This window comes from Cruoricaptor ignavus (assembly GCF_014961145.1).
In the GTDB taxonomy this organism is placed as follows: Bacteria; Bacteroidota; Bacteroidia; order Flavobacteriales; family Weeksellaceae; genus Cruoricaptor; species Cruoricaptor ignavus.
On sequence record NZ_CP063145.1, the window covers coordinates 745,550 to 764,726 of the forward strand.

General features: G+C 44.9%; 18 protein-coding genes. 15 read left to right on the forward strand and 3 right to left on the reverse strand.

Annotated elements, in window-relative coordinates; translation table 11 throughout:
* Positions 1-54 precede the first annotated feature (54 nt).
* Positions 55-927, reverse strand: a complete 873-nt coding sequence (locus tag IMZ16_RS03445) for an SDR family oxidoreductase (RefSeq protein WP_073180721.1) — start codon at positions 925-927, stop codon at positions 55-57.
* A 43-nt stretch (positions 928-970) separates the two neighbouring features.
* The gene (locus IMZ16_RS03450; protein ID WP_193440502.1) at positions 971-2,311 is read right to left on the reverse strand and encodes a dihydroorotase; all 1,341 of its coding nucleotides are present in this window, start codon (positions 2,309-2,311) and stop codon (positions 971-973) included.
* Positions 2,312-2,472: 161 nt separating this feature from the next.
* Here IMZ16_RS03450 and IMZ16_RS03455 point away from each other — a divergent pair, with 161 nt between their 5' ends.
* The 15 genes from IMZ16_RS03455 to IMZ16_RS03525 all read left to right on the forward strand — a co-directional run bounded on the left by IMZ16_RS03455 (position 2,473) and on the right by IMZ16_RS03525 (position 17,141).
* Positions 2,473-3,912, forward strand: a complete 1,440-nt coding sequence (locus tag IMZ16_RS03455) for a lipopolysaccharide biosynthesis protein (RefSeq protein ID WP_193440503.1) — start codon at positions 2,473-2,475, stop codon at positions 3,910-3,912.
* Between the two features lie 48 nt (positions 3,913-3,960).
* Entirely contained in the window at positions 3,961-4,977 is a 1,017-nt protein-coding gene (locus IMZ16_RS03460; RefSeq protein ID WP_193440504.1) for a sugar phosphate nucleotidyltransferase, read from the forward strand.
* Positions 4,978-5,052: 75 nt separating this feature from the next.
* Complete coding sequence (locus tag IMZ16_RS03465) at positions 5,053-5,847, forward strand: DUF4292 domain-containing protein (RefSeq protein ID WP_193440505.1); 795 nt, start codon at positions 5,053-5,055, stop codon at positions 5,845-5,847.
* Positions 5,844-7,433, forward strand: coding sequence for a murein hydrolase activator EnvC family protein (locus tag IMZ16_RS03470; RefSeq protein ID WP_193440506.1), 1,590 nt, complete (start codon positions 5,844-5,846; stop codon positions 7,431-7,433). Before IMZ16_RS03465 ends, IMZ16_RS03470 begins: the two co-directional genes overlap by 4 nt.
* A gap of 36 nt (positions 7,434-7,469) precedes the next feature.
* Positions 7,470-7,709 (forward strand): twin-arginine translocase TatA/TatE family subunit, encoded by a 240-nt coding sequence (locus IMZ16_RS03475; RefSeq protein ID WP_073180709.1) that lies wholly within the window; start codon positions 7,470-7,472, stop codon positions 7,707-7,709.
* A 3-nt stretch (positions 7,710-7,712) separates the two neighbouring features.
* Entirely contained in the window at positions 7,713-8,321 is a 609-nt protein-coding gene (locus IMZ16_RS03480) for a DUF4254 domain-containing protein (protein WP_193440507.1), read from the forward strand.
* A complete protein-coding gene (locus IMZ16_RS03485) occupies positions 8,318-8,773 on the forward strand; it encodes a hypothetical protein (RefSeq protein WP_159430244.1) in 456 nt (151 codons plus the stop codon). Before IMZ16_RS03480 ends, IMZ16_RS03485 begins: the two co-directional genes overlap by 4 nt.
* Before the next feature lie 3 nt (positions 8,774-8,776).
* Complete coding sequence (ribA, locus tag IMZ16_RS03490) at positions 8,777-9,367, forward strand: GTP cyclohydrolase II (protein WP_073180703.1); 591 nt, start codon at positions 8,777-8,779, stop codon at positions 9,365-9,367.
* A 95-nt stretch (positions 9,368-9,462) separates the two neighbouring features.
* On the forward strand, positions 9,463-11,178 hold the full coding sequence (locus IMZ16_RS03495; protein ID WP_193440508.1) for a glycoside hydrolase family 3 protein: 1,716 nt from the start codon (positions 9,463-9,465) through the stop codon (positions 11,176-11,178).
* The gene (locus IMZ16_RS03500) at positions 11,178-11,708 is read left to right on the forward strand and encodes a DUF922 domain-containing protein (RefSeq protein WP_193440509.1); all 531 of its coding nucleotides are present in this window, start codon (positions 11,178-11,180) and stop codon (positions 11,706-11,708) included. The genes IMZ16_RS03495 and IMZ16_RS03500 overlap by 1 nt, the downstream gene beginning before the upstream one ends.
* A 35-nt stretch (positions 11,709-11,743) precedes the next feature.
* A complete protein-coding gene (gene bshA, locus IMZ16_RS03505) occupies positions 11,744-12,880 on the forward strand; it encodes an N-acetyl-alpha-D-glucosaminyl L-malate synthase BshA (RefSeq protein WP_193440510.1) in 1,137 nt (378 codons plus the stop codon).
* 29 nt (positions 12,881-12,909) lie between these two features.
* On the forward strand, positions 12,910-14,169 hold the full coding sequence (locus IMZ16_RS03510; protein ID WP_193440511.1) for a DUF2851 family protein: 1,260 nt from the start codon (positions 12,910-12,912) through the stop codon (positions 14,167-14,169).
* Between the two features lie 11 nt (positions 14,170-14,180).
* Positions 14,181-14,402: a PspC family transcriptional regulator gene (locus tag IMZ16_RS03515; protein ID WP_185113772.1), complete on the forward strand. Its 222-nt coding sequence runs from the start codon at positions 14,181-14,183 to the stop codon at positions 14,400-14,402.
* 3 nt (positions 14,403-14,405) lie between these two features.
* The gene (locus IMZ16_RS03520; RefSeq protein WP_193440512.1) at positions 14,406-14,927 is read left to right on the forward strand and encodes a GNAT family N-acetyltransferase; all 522 of its coding nucleotides are present in this window, start codon (positions 14,406-14,408) and stop codon (positions 14,925-14,927) included.
* Between the two features lie 48 nt (positions 14,928-14,975).
* Positions 14,976-17,141 carry a M3 family metallopeptidase gene (locus IMZ16_RS03525; RefSeq protein ID WP_193440513.1) on the forward strand — a complete coding sequence of 722 codons (2,166 nt, stop codon included), beginning with the start codon at positions 14,976-14,978 and terminating at the stop codon, positions 17,139-17,141.
* Between the two features lie 75 nt (positions 17,142-17,216).
* Here the strand turns inward: IMZ16_RS03525 and IMZ16_RS03530 are convergent, their stop codons facing one another.
* Entirely contained in the window at positions 17,217-19,133 is a 1,917-nt protein-coding gene (locus IMZ16_RS03530; RefSeq protein WP_193440514.1) for an ABC-F family ATP-binding cassette domain-containing protein, read from the reverse strand.
* Positions 19,134-19,177: the final 44 nt, after the last annotated feature.

Consider the following 19,177-nt stretch of genomic DNA (forward strand, 5'->3'; position numbering starts at 1 on the left):
GATTGATATATTTGAAAAAAGACCGCAAAATCCGCGGTCTTTTTCTTTTTAAAATTACTTGCTGCCCTTGATTTGAGCTTCCAGAGCATCCCACATCTCCGCAGGAATGTGCTCCAGCATATTGAATTCGCCCGCGCCCTGAAGCCACTCACCACCATCGATTGTCACCACTTCTCCATTAATATAGGCTGAAAAATCAGAAACGAGGAAAGCCGCAAGGTTGGCAAGCTCCTGATGATCTCCCACGCGGCGCAGAGGTACTTTTTTGCTCATATCAAATTTCTCCTGAAGGTTGCCCGGTAAAAGTCTGTCCCAGGCACCCTTGGTCGGGAAAGGTCCGGGAGCTATCGCATTGAAACGGATGCCGTATTTCGCCCACTCCACCGCGAGGCTGCGTGTCATCGCAAGGACGCCCGCCTTAGCACACGCTGACGGAACCACATATGCTGAACCAGTCCAGGAATAAGTAGTCACAATGTTCAGCACGGTCGCAGGACTTTTCTGCTCAATCCAATGCTTGCCGAGCGCTAGCGTGCAGTTTTTGGTTCCCTTCAGCACGATGTCCAAAATCGTGTCAAAAGCTGAATGAGAAAGCCTTTCGGTCGGCGAGATAAAGTTTCCCGCAGCATTGTTCAGGAGGATATCCACTTTGCCAAATTCCTCCAGCACAGCGTCTTTCATTGCCACTACCTCATCCCAGTTGCGCACATCGCACTGTACGGCGAGTACTTTTCCGCCGGTTTCTGCTTCGAGTTCCCTGGCTGTATTCTGTAGTTTTTCCAAATTCCGGGAAGTGATAGCCACCTTTGCCCCCAGCTGAAGAAAATACCTCGTCATTGCCTTACCGAGGCCGCTGCCGCCCCCTGTCACTATTGCCACTTTACCAGCCAGCGCATCCTCGCGCAGCATTCCTTCTGTGTATTTCATTTTAAATTATTTTTGGCTTAAAGATATGAATTTTGGGTAAACATCAAAAATTTCTTTCAAATCTAAGCCTTTCGCCGAACTTTTTATCGCTGAATTTCCCGTTTTCGCAGGCTAAATTTCCGTTCACGAAAGTGTGCGTGATTTGTGAATGGAAAGTCTCGCCTTCCAACGGACTCCAACCGCATTTGTAAAGAATATTGTCCTTACTCACGGTATATTCCGCATCCAAATCTACCAGAACTAAATCGGCAAAGTAGCCTTCTCTGATGAATCCGCGTCTTTCCACCTGAAATAAGATTGCAGGGTTGTGGCACATTTTCTCCACAATCTTTTCCAGCGAGATTTTTCCCTGGCGATGATATTCCAGCATCACATTCAGCGAATGCTGCACCAAAGGTGCGCCGGAAGGGCATTTGGTGTAGGGCTGCTGCTTTTCTCCGAAGGTGTGCGGTGCGTGGTCTGTAGCGATGATGTCGATGCGGTCGTCCAAAAGTGCCTGCCACAGCGCTTCCCGGTCAGCCTTCGTTTTCACGGCAGGGTTCCACTTGATGAGCGTGCCTTTTTCCGAATAATCTTCATCACAGAAATGCAGGTGGTGCACGCAGACTTCCGCCGTTATCTTCTTGTCTTTCAGCGGAATATCATTGCGGAAAAGCTCGGTTTCCTTCGCTGTTGAAATATGGTAGATGTGAAGCTTGGCGCCGGTTTTTTCGGCGAGTTCCACGGCTTTTGAGGAAGAAATGTAGCAGGCTTCGGCGCTTCGGATTTCTGGATGAAACTTCACCGGAATATCATCCCCAAATTCTGCCTGAAACCTTTCGGTATTTTCCCGGATTGTGGCTTCGTCTTCGCAATGCACGCAGATTGGCATTGCCACTTTTGAGAAAATTTCCTCCAAAACTTCGGGATTATCCACCAGCATATTTCCCGTGGAAGAACCAAGAAACAGCTTTACAGCGGGCGTTTTCAGCGGATTGGTTTTCAGGATTTCGTCAAGATTATCATTGGTACCGCCCATTGAAAATCCGAAATTGGCGTATGAATTTCCTTCCGCCAACTGATTTTTTTCTTCCAATAATTCCTGCGAGACCGTATTGGGAACGGTGTTAGGCTGATCGAAAAAACTCGTGACGCCGCCTGCAACAGCAGCCCTGGATTCGCTTTCGATGTCGCCCTTGTGCGTTAATCCTGGTTCACGGAAATGCACCTGGTCATCAATGATTCCTGGGATTAGCATCTTTCCCGAAGCATCGATGATTTTATCCGAATCAACTTCGGCGATATTTTTGGCAATCTTTGCAATCAGGCCATTTTCAATCAGCAAATCGCTTTCGAAAATCCTGCCTTCGTTTACAATTCTCGCATTCTTTATCAGCGTTCTCATTGAAGCAAATTTAGGAAAAAATTAGATTGAGGTTGAGGTTGAGGTAAATTTTTAGCAGACCAAATAATCGTATGAATTGCCACTTGACCTTGCACTCAACCTCAATCTTAATATCAACCTTAACCTCAACCTTTATAATTACCTTTGCCAAAATTTCAATTTTGAAGAAACTTCTCGGCGAAACGATAATTTACGGCATTGGTGCAATTTTGCCGCGGGTCATTACCTTCCTGCTTAATCCGCTGTATATCAATTATATAGACAAGGAATCCTTTGCGCAATTTGGAAATCTTTACGCCTGGATTGCCTATGTGAATATCCTGCTGACTTTCGGCTTTGAGACTTCCTTTTTCCGTTTTTCCGCAGAAGATGAAAACCGTAAAAAAGCCTTCAACACTTCGTACTGGTTCATCTTTGGTCTTGCAGCTTCGTTCCTTTTGATGGTGCTGCTTTTCAGCAATCCACTTTCCGTGATGATGGACTACGCCGATAATCCGGAATTCATTCGGTGGTGCGCCATCATTGCATTTTTCGACGCCATCTGCACCATTCCGTTTGCCTGGCTGCGCTTCCACAATATGCCGGTGCGCTACTCTGCAATTCGGGTGTTATCCATTGTAATTCAGACAGTTATCGTAATTGCGCTGTTCCGTTTCATCCCAAAAGAAACGAGCGAGCTACTCGGGATGAAAACCCAGGTGGCCTACCCATTTTTCAGCAACATGGTGGCTAGCATCGCCACTTTTCTGATGCTGCTGCCCATCGCACTAAAAGTAAAATTGGAATTTTCCCGGGAACTTTTCGGCAGGATGTTCAGGTATTCCTGGCCTGTGATGATTGCAGGGCTGGCTTTTATGTTTAACGAAAATTTCGATAAACTCATCCAATATTACAAAATCCCTAAAGCTGATGCCGGCGCTTATTCGGGCTGCTACAAGCTTGCCGTACTGATGACGCTCTTTGTAACCGCCTACAGAATGGGCATCGAGCCGTTCTTCTTTAAGCAAATGAAGAACAACAACGCAAAAATCACTTATGCAAAAATTACGGAATATTTTGCATTTTTCGCAAGCATAGTGGCTATGGGAATTATTGCCAATATTTCCTGGCTGAAAAGGCTTTTCATCCCAGACAGCTCTTACTGGACAGCGATTGACATCGTACCGATTATCGTGATTGCCAACCTGTTTTTCGGGATTTATTACAACCTTTCCACCTGGTACAAGGTGACCGACCAAACGAAGTACGGCACCGTGATTTCCTGGCTTGGCGCGCTGATAACCATTGCGTTACACTTTTTATTACTGGAAAAATACGGCTTTATGGCATCAGCCTGGATTACGCTTTTCGCCTATTTTGTAATGATGCTCACCTCCTACTTCCTTGGGCAGAAGCACTACCCGATACCTTACCGCAGCCGCAAAATCTCAGCATTCCTAATCTTGCTGACAATTTTCGCCTTCATCAGCGTCAAAATCTTTAATTACAACTTTTGGATTGGCAACTTGCTCTTCCTGCTTTACACCGCCATCTTAATTTTCAGCGAGAAAGATTTTATTTTGAGCAGGCTGAAATCTAAAACGTTCGGAATAAATAAATGAAAACTTTTTCTCTAAATTTGCCAGTGTTTATGAAACTGAGTTGAGATTATGAAAATCATCGTTCCTATGGCTGGCCGAGGTTCCAGGCTGCGCCCACATACGCTTACCGTGCCAAAACCGCTGATACCAATCGCCGGGAAGCCCATCGTGCAAAGACTGGTGGAAGACATCGCAAAAGTTGCGGGTGAAAAAATTGACGAAATAGCCTTCATCATCGGTGATTTCGGAACGGAAGTGGAAGAATCGCTGGTGAAAATCGCGGAAAGCCTTGGGGCAAAAGGTTCGGTGTATGTGCAGAACGAGCCGCTGGGAACGGCGCACGCCATAAAATGCGCAGAAGATTCTATGCAGGGAGATGTGGTGGTGGCTTTTGCCGATACGCTTTTCCGCGCAGATTTTACGCTGGATAAAAATTCAGACGGCGTAATCTGGGTGAAGAAGGTGGAAAATCCTTCGGCTTTCGGCGTAGTGAAGCTGGATGATTACGGCTTCATCACAGATTTTGTGGAAAAGCCAAAGCAGTTCGTTTCAGACCTGGCAATCATCGGGATTTATTATTTTCAATCGGCGGAAAAGCTGATGTCGGAAATCAACTATCTCATCGACAATGACATTAAGGAAGGGGGTGAATATCAGCTAACTACAGCGCTGGAAAACCTTCGCAAGAAGGGCGCGAAATTCTCGCTGGGAAAGGTGGATGACTGGATGGACTGTGGCAACAAAAATGCTACCGTGGAAACCAACGGGAAAATTTTGGAGTACGAGAAGGATGAATTTTCCAGGCTGCCGGAAAACGCGAATATTGAAAATTCGCTGATTATTCCACCGTGCTTCATCGGCGAAGGCGTGGAAATCACGAACTCTAAAATCGGGCCGTATGTTTCGCTGGGCAAAGGCACGAAGGTCATCAATTCAAACATCGATAACTCCCTGATTCAGGATAAAACGGTGATAGACCACGGCAACCTTTCGAACTCGATGATTGGCAATAATGCCCAATACTACGGCGTTGCAAGGGAAATTTCGCTGGGCGACTATTCCGTGCTGGATTTCCTTTCCAAATAATTTAAAACGAAAAATTCAGGAAAAGCCGCGCAATTTACAGCGTGGCTTTCCGTTATTTTCAAAAGATTTTAGCCAATGAAAAAATTAGCGCTCATCATTGCAACCGCTTCGCTTTTAGCCGCCTGCAATTCCGTACCGAAATCTCATCCGCAAGAAACGCCTGCGGTTTCAGCAAATTCCAAAGCTGAACTGTTCAGCGCTGCGAACCGGAAGAAAAATTTCGGCCAGGTGAAATTCAGCAGCAAAATAAATGTGGAAACCGATAGAAACGTGCCAAGGCTGAACGGCACGATTTACATTGAAGAAGGGCAGAAAATCTGGGTGAATGTTTCGGCGGCGTTCATCAATGTGGCAAGGGCACTCATCACTAATCAGGGTGTAAAGGCCTATGAATCAATCAATAAGGAATTTGTGGATGAAGATTTCAGCTACCTGAACAAGCTGCTGAGCACGAATTTCATCAACTATCAATCCTTCCAGGATTTGCTTCTGGGAAGAACTTTCATCGATGTGAACGCCCGTGAATTCAGCGTGGCAGAAACTTCGCAGGGCTACACATTCTCCTCCATTAAACCAAACAAAATCAGTGCGGACGGCAAAACTTTCGAGTACACCGCCAAACTTGTTTACAGTAAAAATTTCGAGCTTAACTCGGTGGAAATCAACGAGAAAAACTACGGCGAAAGCGTATCCATCCAATATGGAAACCGGATGGAAACTTCTGCCGGAAGCCTTCCAAAAAATGTTAAAATAATCACAAAAGGAAAGAAACCGGTAGAGATTTCTTTGGAAAATACGAAATTTGACTTTGCTAAAATGAACGCGCCGTTTTCCGTGCCGCAAAATTACAAGAAAAAAGAAATCAAATGATGTGGAAGAAAATCTGCTTGCTTGCCTTCACCGCTGCGTTTACGCTTTCCTTCGGGCAGGAAAAGGAAAAACTTCAGCGGCAGAATAATGAGCTGAAGAAGCAGATTGCCGAAATAAATGCCAACCTTACGAAAACGAAAAACGAAGCGAAACTTTCGGTGGCGTATTTGGCAGAAGTTGGTAAAAAAATTGAGCTTCGGGAAAAGATTTACCGCAACACTCAGAAAGAAAAGGTTTTCATTGAGGACGATATTTACCTGAAGCAAAAGGAAATCAACAGGCAGAAAAAAGAGCTAGAAGCGCTCAGGAAAAACTACGCCGAAGTTTTGGTAAATGCCTATAAAAACAAGGGCATACAGAATAAGGTGACCTTCATCCTTTCCGCTCAAAATTTAGGGCAGGCCATCCGAAGGGTACAGTATCTGAGGACCTATTCCGATTATCAGAAAAAAAAATCGGACGAGATAATGCAGGCTGCCGCAAACATCCAGCGAAGCATAGACCAAAGACAGAAATCCGTAAAAGAAAAGGAAAACCTGCTGGCATCTCAGCAGCGTGATTTGAAAGTGATAGAGGCAGAAAAAGCTCAAAAAGAAATTCTGCTGAAAGAATTCCGCCAGAATGAAGCGAAACTTACCGACGAACTGAAGCAGAAGCAGCAGGAATCCAAAGCGTTGGAAGCAAAAATCCGCGCGATAATTGCGGAAGAAATTCGCATCGCCAAGGAAAAGGAAGCGAGAGAAAGAGCCGAAAGACTGGAAAAAGAACGGCAGGCAAAAATAGCGGCAGAGCGCGAAAAAGCGAGGATAGAAGCGGAAAACCGCGCGAGAATTGCAGCAGCTGCAGAAGCAAAAAGAAAGGCCGATGAAGAAGCGAGAAAGCTGAAAGAAATAGCCGATAAAAAAGCCGCTGAAGAAGCAGAACGGGCAAGGCTTGCGGAAGAAGCCGCACGAAAAAGCGCGGAAGATGCGCGAAAAGCAGCCGAAGCAGAAAAAGCGGAAGCCAAGAGAATAGCGGCAGCAAGGCAGGCCGCAGAAGCAGCGGCAAAAGCGAAGGCTGCGGAGGAAAAAGCAGCGGCAGCAAAAGCCGCAGAAGCAGAACTGGCGCGCAAAAACGAGGAGGCCAAAAAAGCGGCCGAAGCCAAAACGATGACGGCCTATGGCGTAGGAGCAGTTTCCGGAAGCAACTTTGCGGAAAACCGTGGCAGGATAGGCTTCCCAGTTGCCAAAGGCCACATCACGCACCGCTTTGGTAGGCAGCCGCACCCTGTTTTCAAAAACATCGTGGAAGAAAATAACGGCATTAAAATTTCCGTATCGCCGGGAACTCAGGCAAGGTGCGTATTTCCTGGCGTGGTTTCCCGCGTGTTTGTAGATGGCGGCACGAAAACCGTAATTGTGCGGCACGGTGGCTACTTCACGATTTATTCCAACCTGGAAAGCACTTCTGTGGCAGCAAATCAGCAGGTTTCCGCAGGAACAAATCTAGGAACCATCGGTACGGATTTTGACGGCAGCTACACACTGGATTTCCAGATCTGGAATGGCACAACGCCCGTGGATCCGCTGGGCTGGATTTCATATTAAAATTTAAGTCTTAACTTTACCAAAAATTTTCAAAAAATGTTCACACTCACAATACTTGCGCTTTCCTGGCAGCACATCCTAATAGTTGCGCTGATTGTGCTTTTGCTTTTCGGCGGTAAGAAAATTCCTGAAATGATGCGTGGTATGGGTTCCGGAATCAAGGAATTCAAAGATGCGATGAAGGAAGATGAAAAGATGCCGAAAAACACGATGAATACTACAGTTTCTGAACCCACAAAAACTACGGAAACTACTTCATCGAATCCAAATGCTTAAATTTTGAGTTTCACGGCGAAGGCTTGGGAAATCTTCAATCGGGCGGTTGAAGATTATCATCAATGGGACGACATCAACGCTGAAGAAAAAAATCCATTTGCAGACGGCAGTTTGGAACGGCTTTTGTATGCGAAAAACTGGATTGATACGGTTCAGTGGCATTTGGAAGATGAAATCCGGGCAAAGGACATTGCTCCGGGATTTGCCATAGAATTGAAGCGAAGAATCGATGCATCTAACCAAAAACGAACGGATTTGGTAGAACAATTGGACGACTGGTTTTTTGAAAAATTTAGCAAAAGCCAGCTGAACGAAGATGCACGAATCAATACGGAAACACCTGCTTGGGCAATAGATCGCCTTTCAATTCTGGCTTTGAAAATCTTCCATATGAAGGCAGAAGTTGAGCGAGAAAATGCAGATGAGCAGCACCGTGAAAAATGCAGGGCAAAACTGGAAACGCTGGAAATACAGCACCAAGATTTAAGCCGGGCAATAGACGAGCTGCTTGCCGATATTGAGGCCGGAAAGGTGGAAATGAAACTCTACCGCCAAATGAAGATGTACAACGATGAGGCGCTGAACCCAGTCCTTTACCAAAACAAAACATGATGAAAAGGCTTCTGATGCTGGCAGCTGCAGGATTGTTCGGGATTTCGTGCTCGTCGGAAAAAGTTTCGCTTTCGCCAATTTATGATCTGAATACTGATACTGGAGACCCCCGCCCGGAGAGCTTTGGAATTGTTCTGGACGAGATTTTCTATGCTTCTGAAATTACCGGACAGGTTTCCTCTTTCCCAAAATTTGAAAATCACGCCATCAATAAGGAAATTGGCGTACTGAAAAGCAATCTCAAAGACTATGTTGTGGCTGTGAGATCTTATGACGCACGGGAACGGAAATCTGCGCTAAAAAAGGTTCAAAAATCTTACTACAATATAGAAGGGCTTAGGAATTATATGCAGGGAGATGACAGCGCCGTGATAAGCCGGTATCTGGTAAGGATCAAGGGGAATATTTCCCAGATAGAACATATCTCATCTGAAAACACGATTCACAACTAACTGATGATTAGGCGGCAGGCAGAGGCAAATGTTCCGACCGATTTTGGTAAATTCAGCATTCTGGCATATTCCGAAAAACCAGATGACTGGATGCCGCACCTCGCCCTGATCTCGGAAGGGACTGACCTGAGCAAAACAGTGAATGTGCGCATCCACTCCGAATGCATTACAGGCGAAGTTTTCCATTCAAGGAAGTGCGAATGCGGACCGCAGCTGGATGCCGCTATAAAATTCATTCACGAAAATGGCGGCGTTATTATTTATCTTCGGCAGGAAGGCCGGAATATAGGGATTATTAACAAACTAAAAGCCTACGCACTTCAGGAAAAGGGCTTCGATACCGTACAGGCAAATGTTGAGCTTGGACTTTTACCTGATGCCCGAGATTTCGGAATTGCGGTGGAAATACTTGATGACTTGGGCGTTACCTCCATCAACCTTCTGACGAACAACCCTGAAAAACTCCGTTTCATAGAAGAAAGCTCTATTGAATTAAAATCAAGAATTCCGCTGATTATTGAGCCAAATGAAGATGATGCCAATTATCTTGAAGTGAAAAAAAACTATTTCGGGCATTTTTTTGGCAATCTTTGAAAATTGTCCGATACATAATTCTCAATAATATTATTTTCGCCAGCATACTGCCGTGAAGGGCAAAGTTGTAAATTTGCTTATCAAGCATACTTTCGATGAAACGACTGCCCATCATTCTCGCAATATTTTTCTCACAAATCCCCCAGTTTTCAGCGGCTCAATTTTTGCCAACAAACCTTTCTTCAAAAGAAAACCGAGCCGCAAAAAAATGGGTGAACAAAACTTACCGCTCGCTTTCTCAGGATGAGAAACTTGGGCAGCTTTTCATCGTGGCACTTTACACCAATAAAGGTGAGGAGCATATTCAAAGCGTAAGGCAAATTGTTGAAAATGAGCAAATTGGCGGCCTAATTCTGATGCAGGATGATGCTGGGCGGCACATTAATCTGGTAAATGAATTTCAGCGAAAATCGAAAGTAAAAATGCTGATCGGGATGGATGCAGAATGGGGGCTTTTCCAGAGAATTCCTGCGGCGCACAAATTGCCGTGGGCCATTACGCTGGGCGCTGTTCAGGATAAAAGTTTGATTTACGAAATGTCCTCAAAAATTGCGGAAGATGCGAAGAAAATCGGCGTGAACTGGGATTTTGCACCGGTTGTAGATGTGAATACCAATCCGCAAAACCCGATAATTGGCAACCGAAGCTTCGGCTCGGAAGTTGGGAATGTCACGGCTTCTGCGCTGGCCTACGCCAAAGGTTTGCAGGATAATGGCGTGCTGGCGGCCATCAAGCATTTCCCTGGGCACGGCGATACGGATACCGATTCTCACCTGGAATTGCCGGTGGTTTCGCACGATATTCAGCGGCTGGAAAATGTGGAAATGGCGCCGTTCCGAAATTTGATGAATGAGAAAATCGGCGGTGTGATGGTGGCGCACCTTTATGTGCCTGCGCTGGAAAATCGGCAGGGTGTTCCGGCATCAGTTTCGGAAATAATAGTGACGGGAATTCTGAAAAACCAACTGAAATATAATGGCCTAATCATCACCGATGCGCTGAATATGAATGCTGTGGCAGACCGCTACAAAGCCGGCGAACTGGATGCTTTGGCCTTCAAGGCGGGAAATGATTTAATGCTTTTTTCCCAAGATGTAAAGAAAGGTAAGCAGCTGATTCAGAATGAGTTATACAAAAACGAAATCCCAAAACGGCGATTGAAAGAGAGCGTGAAAAAAATTCTCCTGACGAAATATTACTTGGGATTAAATGATTTTCAACCCAGAAATTCCAGAAATATTTCGGAGGAAATCAACAATAAATCTCATCGGGAACTGGCGCAGAAAATTTATGCCAATGCTTTAACTTTAATCAAAAATGAAGGCCAGCTTTTACCGCTGAAAACCTCTGAAACTTATTATTTCGTGCCTTTGGAGGAAGCGGATTACAACACATTTTACAGCGAGCTTGAAAAGCGCTGCGCAAAAATTATTCTGAAAAAACCGTCCGAAATCGGCAGCATTCCGCGCAATTCAAAAGTGCTGGTGAGTTTCCACAAGGACAATTCCACGGCGTACAAACCTTACAAAATCTCAGACGAAAGCCAAACAATTCTTAAAGAAATTGCACAAAATCACCAAGTGCTTCTTAATGTTTTCGGCAGTCCGTACGCTTTGCGCGATATGGACATTAGCAGAATTCCGGCAGTTGCCGTGGCTTACGAAAACAACGATGATTCGATGATTGCCGCAGCAAAGGCTTTCCTTGGCAAAACAAAAATCCACGGCAGGCTTCCAGTCTTGGTAAACGACAGCCTGAAAGCTGGAACAGGAATGGATTTGGAAGAGGAATCACCAAAAAACACCAAATAATGAACCAATTGAAAAAATTCCTGCTGCCTTTACTGCTGCTATTTTCTGTGGTGGTCTTTGCGCAAAACTTGTCGAATTACTGGACGGCTGATGGCGGTAAAATTCACTGGGGGCATTTCAGCGGAAAGCCCGACCCAAAGGTTAATTTTGCGGCCTACATCTACACCGATGTGTACTACCAATATGATGTGGCGTACTCCGACCGCAACATCGTGAAAGTGCGGATGAAGACTACGCCGCTTGTTGCGAAAAAATCCTGGGTAAAGCCCAAACAAAAAACGGCCGAGCTTCTGCGACACGAACAGGGACACTTCAACATCTGCCAGATTTTTGCGGATGATTTCCGACGAAAAACGGAAGCCGCAACATTTTCCCGCGCAAATTACCACAGCGAAATCAGGAAGATGTACATAGAATTTCAGCGCTACTATGCTGCTATGGACAAAAAGTACGACAACCAAACCAACCACGGTTTGCACAAGGGCAGGCAGAAATCCTGGAATGATTGGTTTCGCCAACAGGGATATTGAATAATTTTTAAAATAAAGCACATATTTTTACGAAAATGAAAATAGGAATCATCTGCTATCCTACTTACGGTGGCAGCGGAATTGTGGCAACAGAACTGGGAATGTCTCTCGCAAAAAAAGGCTACGAAATTCATTTTATTTCGGGAAATCTTCCTGCAAGATTGGACATTACCAACCCTAATATCTTCTTCCATCGTGTTGATTTACAGTCATATCCGCTGTTCAAATATCAGCCGTATGAGATTGCGCTCTCATCGATGATTTATCGTGTGGTGAAACTTTACAAGCTGGATTTGCTTCACGCCCATTATGCCGTGCCCTACGCCTACGCTGCGTACACCGCGAAGCAAATGCTGAAGGATGAAGGGCTGGATGTTCCGCTGGTTACCACGCTTCACGGCACGGACATTACGCTGGTTGGCCAGCATCCGTCCTACAAGCACGCTGTGGAATTTTCCATCAACAAAAGCGATACAATTACCACAGTATCAGAGAGTTTGAAGGCTGATACCCTGAAGTTTTTTAACATTAAAAAAGACATCCAGGTTATTTATAATTTCATTGATAATGGGGATTTTGCTAAGGCTGAAAACCCTTGCCAAAGAAGGCAGTTTGCCAATCCTGATGAGAAGATTTTAATCCATGTCTCAAATTTAAGACCTGTTAAAAGAATTGCCGATGTCTTGAGAATTTTCAAAAATGTTGAAGCCAAGATAAAATCCAAACTAATCATCATTGGTGAAGGTCCAGAAATGGAGCGCATCAATCTTTTTCTGGAAGAAAATCCACACCTGATTGACAAAATCCGGCTACTTGGAAAAGTGAACGATCTTTACAGAGTCCTTGAACTGTCGGATGTTTTCCTGTTGCCATCAGAGCAGGAAAGTTTCGGGCTTGCAGCGCTGGAAGCGATGGCAGCGGGAACAGCGGTGGTAAGCTCCAACGCTGGCGGAATTTCGGAGGTGAATATTCAGGGTGAGACCGGATTTCTCGCGGAAACCGGAAATGTGGAAGCGATGAGCAACTACTGCATCAAACTTCTGCAGGATGAAAACCTGCTTTCGCAAATGAAACAGAATGCACTAAAACAAGCGCAACGCTTTGATATTCAAAATATTATACCAAAGTACGAAGCGATGTATCAGAGGACTATTGAAGAATTTCAAAAGTAAATTATCTGCTTTAAACTGTGAACTAAACCGTGACCGAAAAACACCTGCAATACATCTGGAATTTCAAGATTTTCGAAAATTTTGATTTTCGCGATGTGGAAGGCCATGCGCTGGAAATTCTGGATTTCGGGAAGTGGAACCACGATTCCGGACCAGATTTTTCTATGGGCAAAATTCGGCAAAATGGCGTGGAAATCATCGGGAATATTGAGCTGCACCTCCGTTCTTCCGACTGGATTTTGCACAATCACGATCACGATTCGGCTTATCAGAGTGTAGTACTGCACGCCGTTTTTCTTCACGATACAGAAGTTGAAAGCCTGATTAACAAAGGGATTCCAACGATTGAATTGAAAAATTACATCTCTGCGGAAACACTTCGGAAATTTCAAAATTTCGATGCAGCAACGCAATTTATTCCTTGCGAAAAAATTTTCATGCCGGAAAGAATCCCGTTCGGTTTTGGAGAAAATTCATTACTGAAAAAACTTTCAGAAAAATCTCAACTGCTTTCCGAAAGGCTGCAGAACAACGGCAATAATTATGAAGCGCTGATGTTTCAGGAAATTGCCGCAGCATTTGGCTTGAAGATCAATTCGGAAATTTTCCGTCAGATAGCGGAAAACCTACCATTTTCTGTCATTCAGAAAGTTAGGCAAAATCCGGTGCAGCTGGAAGCGCTGCTCTTCGGGAAAGCCGGTTGGCTGGAAAATCCGACTGATGAACAAACGAAAATCTGGCAGAAAGAATACAATTTTCTGCAGACGAAATTCCAACTCTCCGGCGAAAAAATTCCACCAAAATTTCTACGGCTTAGACCGCCAAACTTCCCTACAATCCGGCTTTCTCAATTGGCGCAGCTTTATCATCGTGAACCGAATTTATTTTCAAAAATAACCGAAGCGGAAAGCATCGCCGAACTTTATAAGATTTTTGAGGGCACCGCAGCGTCGGATTACTGGGACGACAAGTTTAACTTTGGAAAGGCCTCTTCTTTTTCACCTAAAAATCTCAGCAAAAGCTTCATCGATTTGGTTCTGATAAATTCCGTTCTCCCGGTGAAATTTTTCTACAATCTCAATTTTCGGGAAGACATTGCAGACAGCATTCTGGATTTTTATGCGCAGCTTCAGCCCGAGAAAAATTCGGTGATTGGCAACTGGAAGTCATTGAAAATCAGTGTGAAAAATGCGCTGGAAAGCCAGGCATACAATTACCACTACAAGACGATGTGCCTTTCGAAAAATTGCCTAAATTGCAGCATCGGATTTCAACTTTTGAAACAATGAGAGAGCCCAAAATCTTCGCGGAAATTCGGCACCGCGCCGAAAGACAATGGTTTGGCGTGCTTACAAGGTACGGCGCAAAGCTCGGCATTCCGGTTTCCAAGCTGCGTATCTTCTTCATTTACAGCACTTTCGCTACGGCAGGCATCTTCTTTCTCGTGTATTTGGCGCTCGCTTTTATGCTTTGGGTGAAGGATATTTTCATCACAAGAAGGCCAAGCGTTTTCGATTTGTAACTGATGGATTTTCAGAAAGTTAAGCCGGAAAACCCAGCACTGATACAGGAAATTTTTTCGGCTTATTCCAAAACATTTCCGGAAGAAGAGCGTAGAGACGAAGCGCAGTTTTCCGCGATTTTGCAAAATGAAGATGCGGCGGTTTTCAGCATTCGGGAAAATTCTGAAAACATCGGCTACATCGTGGTTTGGAAGTTTTTCGGGTTTAATTTTATCGAGCATTTTGAGATTTATGAAAAATTTCGAAGCAAAGGTTTTGGCAGTAAAATCCTTGCAAAAATTTCGGATATTTTCCCAAAAATAATTTTGGAATCTGAACCTTCTCACTTGAATAAAATCGCAGAGAACCGCATCAAATTTTACGAGAAAAACGGCTTCAAAATTATTGAAGAAAATTATCTGCAACCTTCCTACCGACTTGATAATCAGAAAGTTCCATTATTCTTAATGGCTAATTTTTCGGCAGAAAATTTAGACGAAATCAAGGATGAGATTTTCCGAACGGTTTACTCCAAAACAACTTAGCCGAAAATTCGCGCCAAATTATTATCTTTACAATAAATTCAGGCAAAAATGAAAAATATCGCAACTTACTTTTTTGCGGGAAGCCTCGCTTTTTCGGCGCTTTCCTGCGAATCTCAGAAAACTGTAAAAAATACTGAAACCACGATGAATACGGCGAACGCTGATGCGAAAATTCCAGCACATTTGGCGGATAATCCTTTGATGTATAAAAGCCCGCTGCAATACGAAACGCCGCAGTTTGACAAAATTCGGGACGAGCATTACAGGCCCGCTTTTGAATACGGGCTAAAAATTCACCAGCAGGAAATCGAGCAGATTGCCAACAATCCTGAAACGCCGAGCTTCAGCAACACGATAGTTGCACTGGAGAAATCCGGCGAGATTTTGGGCAGGGCACAGTCGGTTTTTTACAACCTGAACGGTTCGGATACCAACCCTACGATGCAGAAAATCAGCCAGGATTTCGCACCGATTTTTGCCGAGCATTCGGATAGAATCTACCTGAACGATTTGCTTTACAAAAGAATTCTGGTGATAAAGCCGGACAACCTGGATGCCGAAGGGAAAAGGCTTCTGCAGCATTACCGTGAAAATTTCGAGAAGGCTGGTGCTGCGCTTTCACCAGCAAAAAAGGCCGAGCTGAAAAAGATTAACAAAGAGCTTGCGGCGCTTTCCACGAAATTCGGCAATCAATTGCTGGAAGCGCGGAAAAATGCGGCACTCATCATCACCGATGTTCGTGAACTGGACGGGCTTACCGAAGACCAGATTGCAGCGGCAGCTGCTGCAGCGGAAAAGGCCGGGCAAAATGGCAAGTACCTGATTTCTCTACAAAATACAACGCAGCAGCCTTTGCTGGCAAGCCTGAAAAACCGCGCTACAAGGGAAAAACTCTTCAAGGCATCCTGGTACCGCGCGGAAAAAGGCGATGCCAACGATACGAGGAAAACCGTAGAACAGCTTGCGAAACTTCGGCTGAAAAAGGCGCAGATTTTAGGCAAGAAAAATTTTGCGGAATGGAAACTTCAGGATCAGATGGCGAAAAATCCTGAAGCGGCGATGAATTTGATGAAGCAATTGGCGCAGCCTGCCATAGAAACAGCGAAAAGGGAACAATCTGATATTCAGGCACTTATCAATCAGCAGGGCGGCAATTTCAAGGTAGAGCCTTGGGATTGGGATTTTTATGCTGAGCAGGTACGGAAGGCGAAATTTGATTTGGATGAAAATGAAATCAAGCCATATTTCGAGCTAACTACCGTTCTGGAAAAAGGCGTGTTCTACGCCGCGGAAAAATTCTACGGCATCACCTTCAAGCGAAGAACGGACATCCCAGTGTACCATCCTGATGTGATGGTTTACGAAGTTTTCGATTGGGATGGCAAATCGCTGGCGCTTTACTTCCTAGATTTTTACACGAGAGACAGCAAGCAAGGCGGTGCATGGATGAATAATTTCGTAGAACAGTCTCATCTTCTGGGCAAAAAACCTGTGGTGGTGAACTGCTACAATTACCAAAAACCTGCACCAGGAAAGCCTTCGCTGATAAGCTATGACAATGTGGAAACGATGTTTCACGAATTTGGGCATAGCATCCATGGAATTTTTGCCGACCAAAAATATGCGACGCTTTCCGGAACTGCGGTGCCAAGAGACTTCGTGGAATTCCCTTCGCAAATCAACGAGCATTTTGCGCTTGAGCCGGAAATTCTGAAAAACTACGCCATCCATTACCAAACGAAAAAGCCGATCCCTCAGGATTTGGTGGATAAAATAAAGCGGGCAAGCACTTTCAACCAAGGCTACCGCACTACGGAACTGGTTTCTGCAGCCATGGTGGATATGGACTGGCACACTGTGACTTCCGAAAGCCAGCTGAAACCGGTGCTGGAGTTTGAGAAGGCATCGCTTGCGAAAAACGGCTTCACGCTTAGCGCCGTTCCGCCGAGATACCATTCGCCGTATTTCTCGCACATTTTTGGCGGCGGATATTCGGCGGGCTATTACGCCTACATCTGGTCGGAAACTCTGGATGCCGATGCGTGGGAATGGATAAAGGCGAATGGTGGCATTACGCGTGAAAACGGCGACAGATTCCGGAAATACATCCTATCCGTAGGCAATTCCAAGGATTTGAACGAAGCCTATCGTGATTTTGCTGGTAGAAATCCGGATATTAAACCGCTGCTGAGAAACAGAGGCTTTATTAAATAAAAGCCAAGCTAAGAGGCAAAGATAACAGATGCGAAAACAAGCAGCAAGAAGCCAAAAGCCGATTGCTGCTTTTTTTTATCCTTCCAATTGTAGATTCAGCGCCTCCCAATCTGCCATTACTTTCTCGAGTTCGGCTTTCAGTTTTTCGTAGCTGGCCAGTTTTTCGGGCGAAGGATTTTCTTTGGAAAAATCCGTTTCCAGCTCGGAAATTCTTTGCTCATAACCTTCAATCTGCTCTTCTGCTTTTTTGATTTTATTCAGCAGATTTTTTTGTTCTTTACTCTGAATCTGAGGTTGAGGTTGAGGCTGAGGTTCAGGTTTAGATTCCTGAGAATGTTTCTGCTCGAGTTTTGCTTTTTCTAAAGACACTTCGCGCAAACTTTCTTTCTGCCGGTATTCCAGGTATTCATCGATGTTTCCGAGGAATTCCTTCATCTTTCCGTTGCGGAATTCAAAGATTTTATCGCTAAGGCCCTGCAGGAATTCTCTATCGTGCGAAATCACAATCAGCGTGCCGTCAAATTTCTGCAGCGCCAGCTTTATAATTTCCTTCGACTGGATATCCAAATGGTTCGTAGGCTCGTCCATTATCAGCACATTGAACGGCTGCAGCAGCAGCTTGCACAGCGCAAGCCTGTTCCGTTCACCGCCGGAAAGCACCTTCGTTTTCTTGTTCACAGCCTCACCCTGAAAAAGAAAACTTCCCAGCAAATCCCGCACCCTTGGCCTCGTTTCCTCGGTTGCCGCATCTTCCGCTTCCTGCTGCACGGTTTTCTCTGGATCCAGCACTTCCTCCTGATTTTGGGCGAAATAGCCGATACGAACATTATGCCCATCCTCCAAATTTCCGCTGAAATCTTTGGTAACGCCGGCTAAAATTTTCGCAAGCGTAGTCTTGCCCTGGCCATTCTGCCCGAGCAGCGCAATTCTGTCGCCTCTTTCCACGAAGAAATCTACACCATCGAAAACTAATTTTTCGCCATAGCTTTTGCCCAGATTTTCAGCCTTGAAGATTACTTTTCCAGGAACGATGCTCTGAACGAACCGGATGTTGAACTTTGAGACATCTTCATTATCCAGCTCAATTCTTTCAATTTTTTCTAATTTTTTGATTAACGATTGGGCAAAACTTGCCTTCGTTGCAGAAGCGCGGAACCTGTTGATATTGTCCTCCATCTGCTTGATTTCCGTATCCTGATTCTTTTTCGCCTGCTCCAGTTTTTCACGTCTTTCTTTGCGAAGTTCCAAGTATTTAGAGTAATTCGCTTTATAATCGTCAATTTTCTTATTGTTCACATCAAAAGTTCTGTTGCAAACAGCCGTCATAAACTGCTTGTCGTGGCTTACCAGAACGATGGCACCTGGATAATCTTTCAGGAAATTCTCCAGCCACATTATAGATTCCATATCAAGGTGGTTCGTGGGCTCGTCCAGCAGCATCAGGTCGTTTTTCTGCAGAAGAAGTTTCGCCAGTTCAATTCTCATCCGCCAACCTCCGGAAAATTCATCGGTAATTTTTTCGAAATCCTCCGCCTTGAAACCCAGCCCAAGAAGCACTTTTTCCATATCGCCCTCCAGGTTGTAGGCATCGTGGTGGAACAGCAGGTCGTTCAGCTCCGTAAGCCTGTCGATGAGTTTTGCATAATCGTCGCTTTCGTAGTCCGTTCTTGTAGCCAGCTGGTTTTCAACATCTTCTAGTTCGTTTTTCCAGAGATTAATCTGCTCGAAGGCCTGCATCGTTTCATCCCACACTGTGCGGCCTTTCACGAAATCCAGGTCCTGCTTCAGAACGCCGATGGAGATATTGCCTTCCGGCACCACATTGCCTTCGTAAAAATTAATCTCGTTGGAAAGGATTTTCAGCAGCGTGGATTTTCCTGCGCCGTTCTTCCCGACCAGCCCGATTTTATCATCTTTTTTAATAGTAAAATTCACATCCCGGAAAAGATAATTCCCGGAATGATGCAGCCCAAGGCCCTGAACTGAAAGCATACTTCAAGCGTATTTAATCCGCAAAAATAGGGAAATTTGCAGGG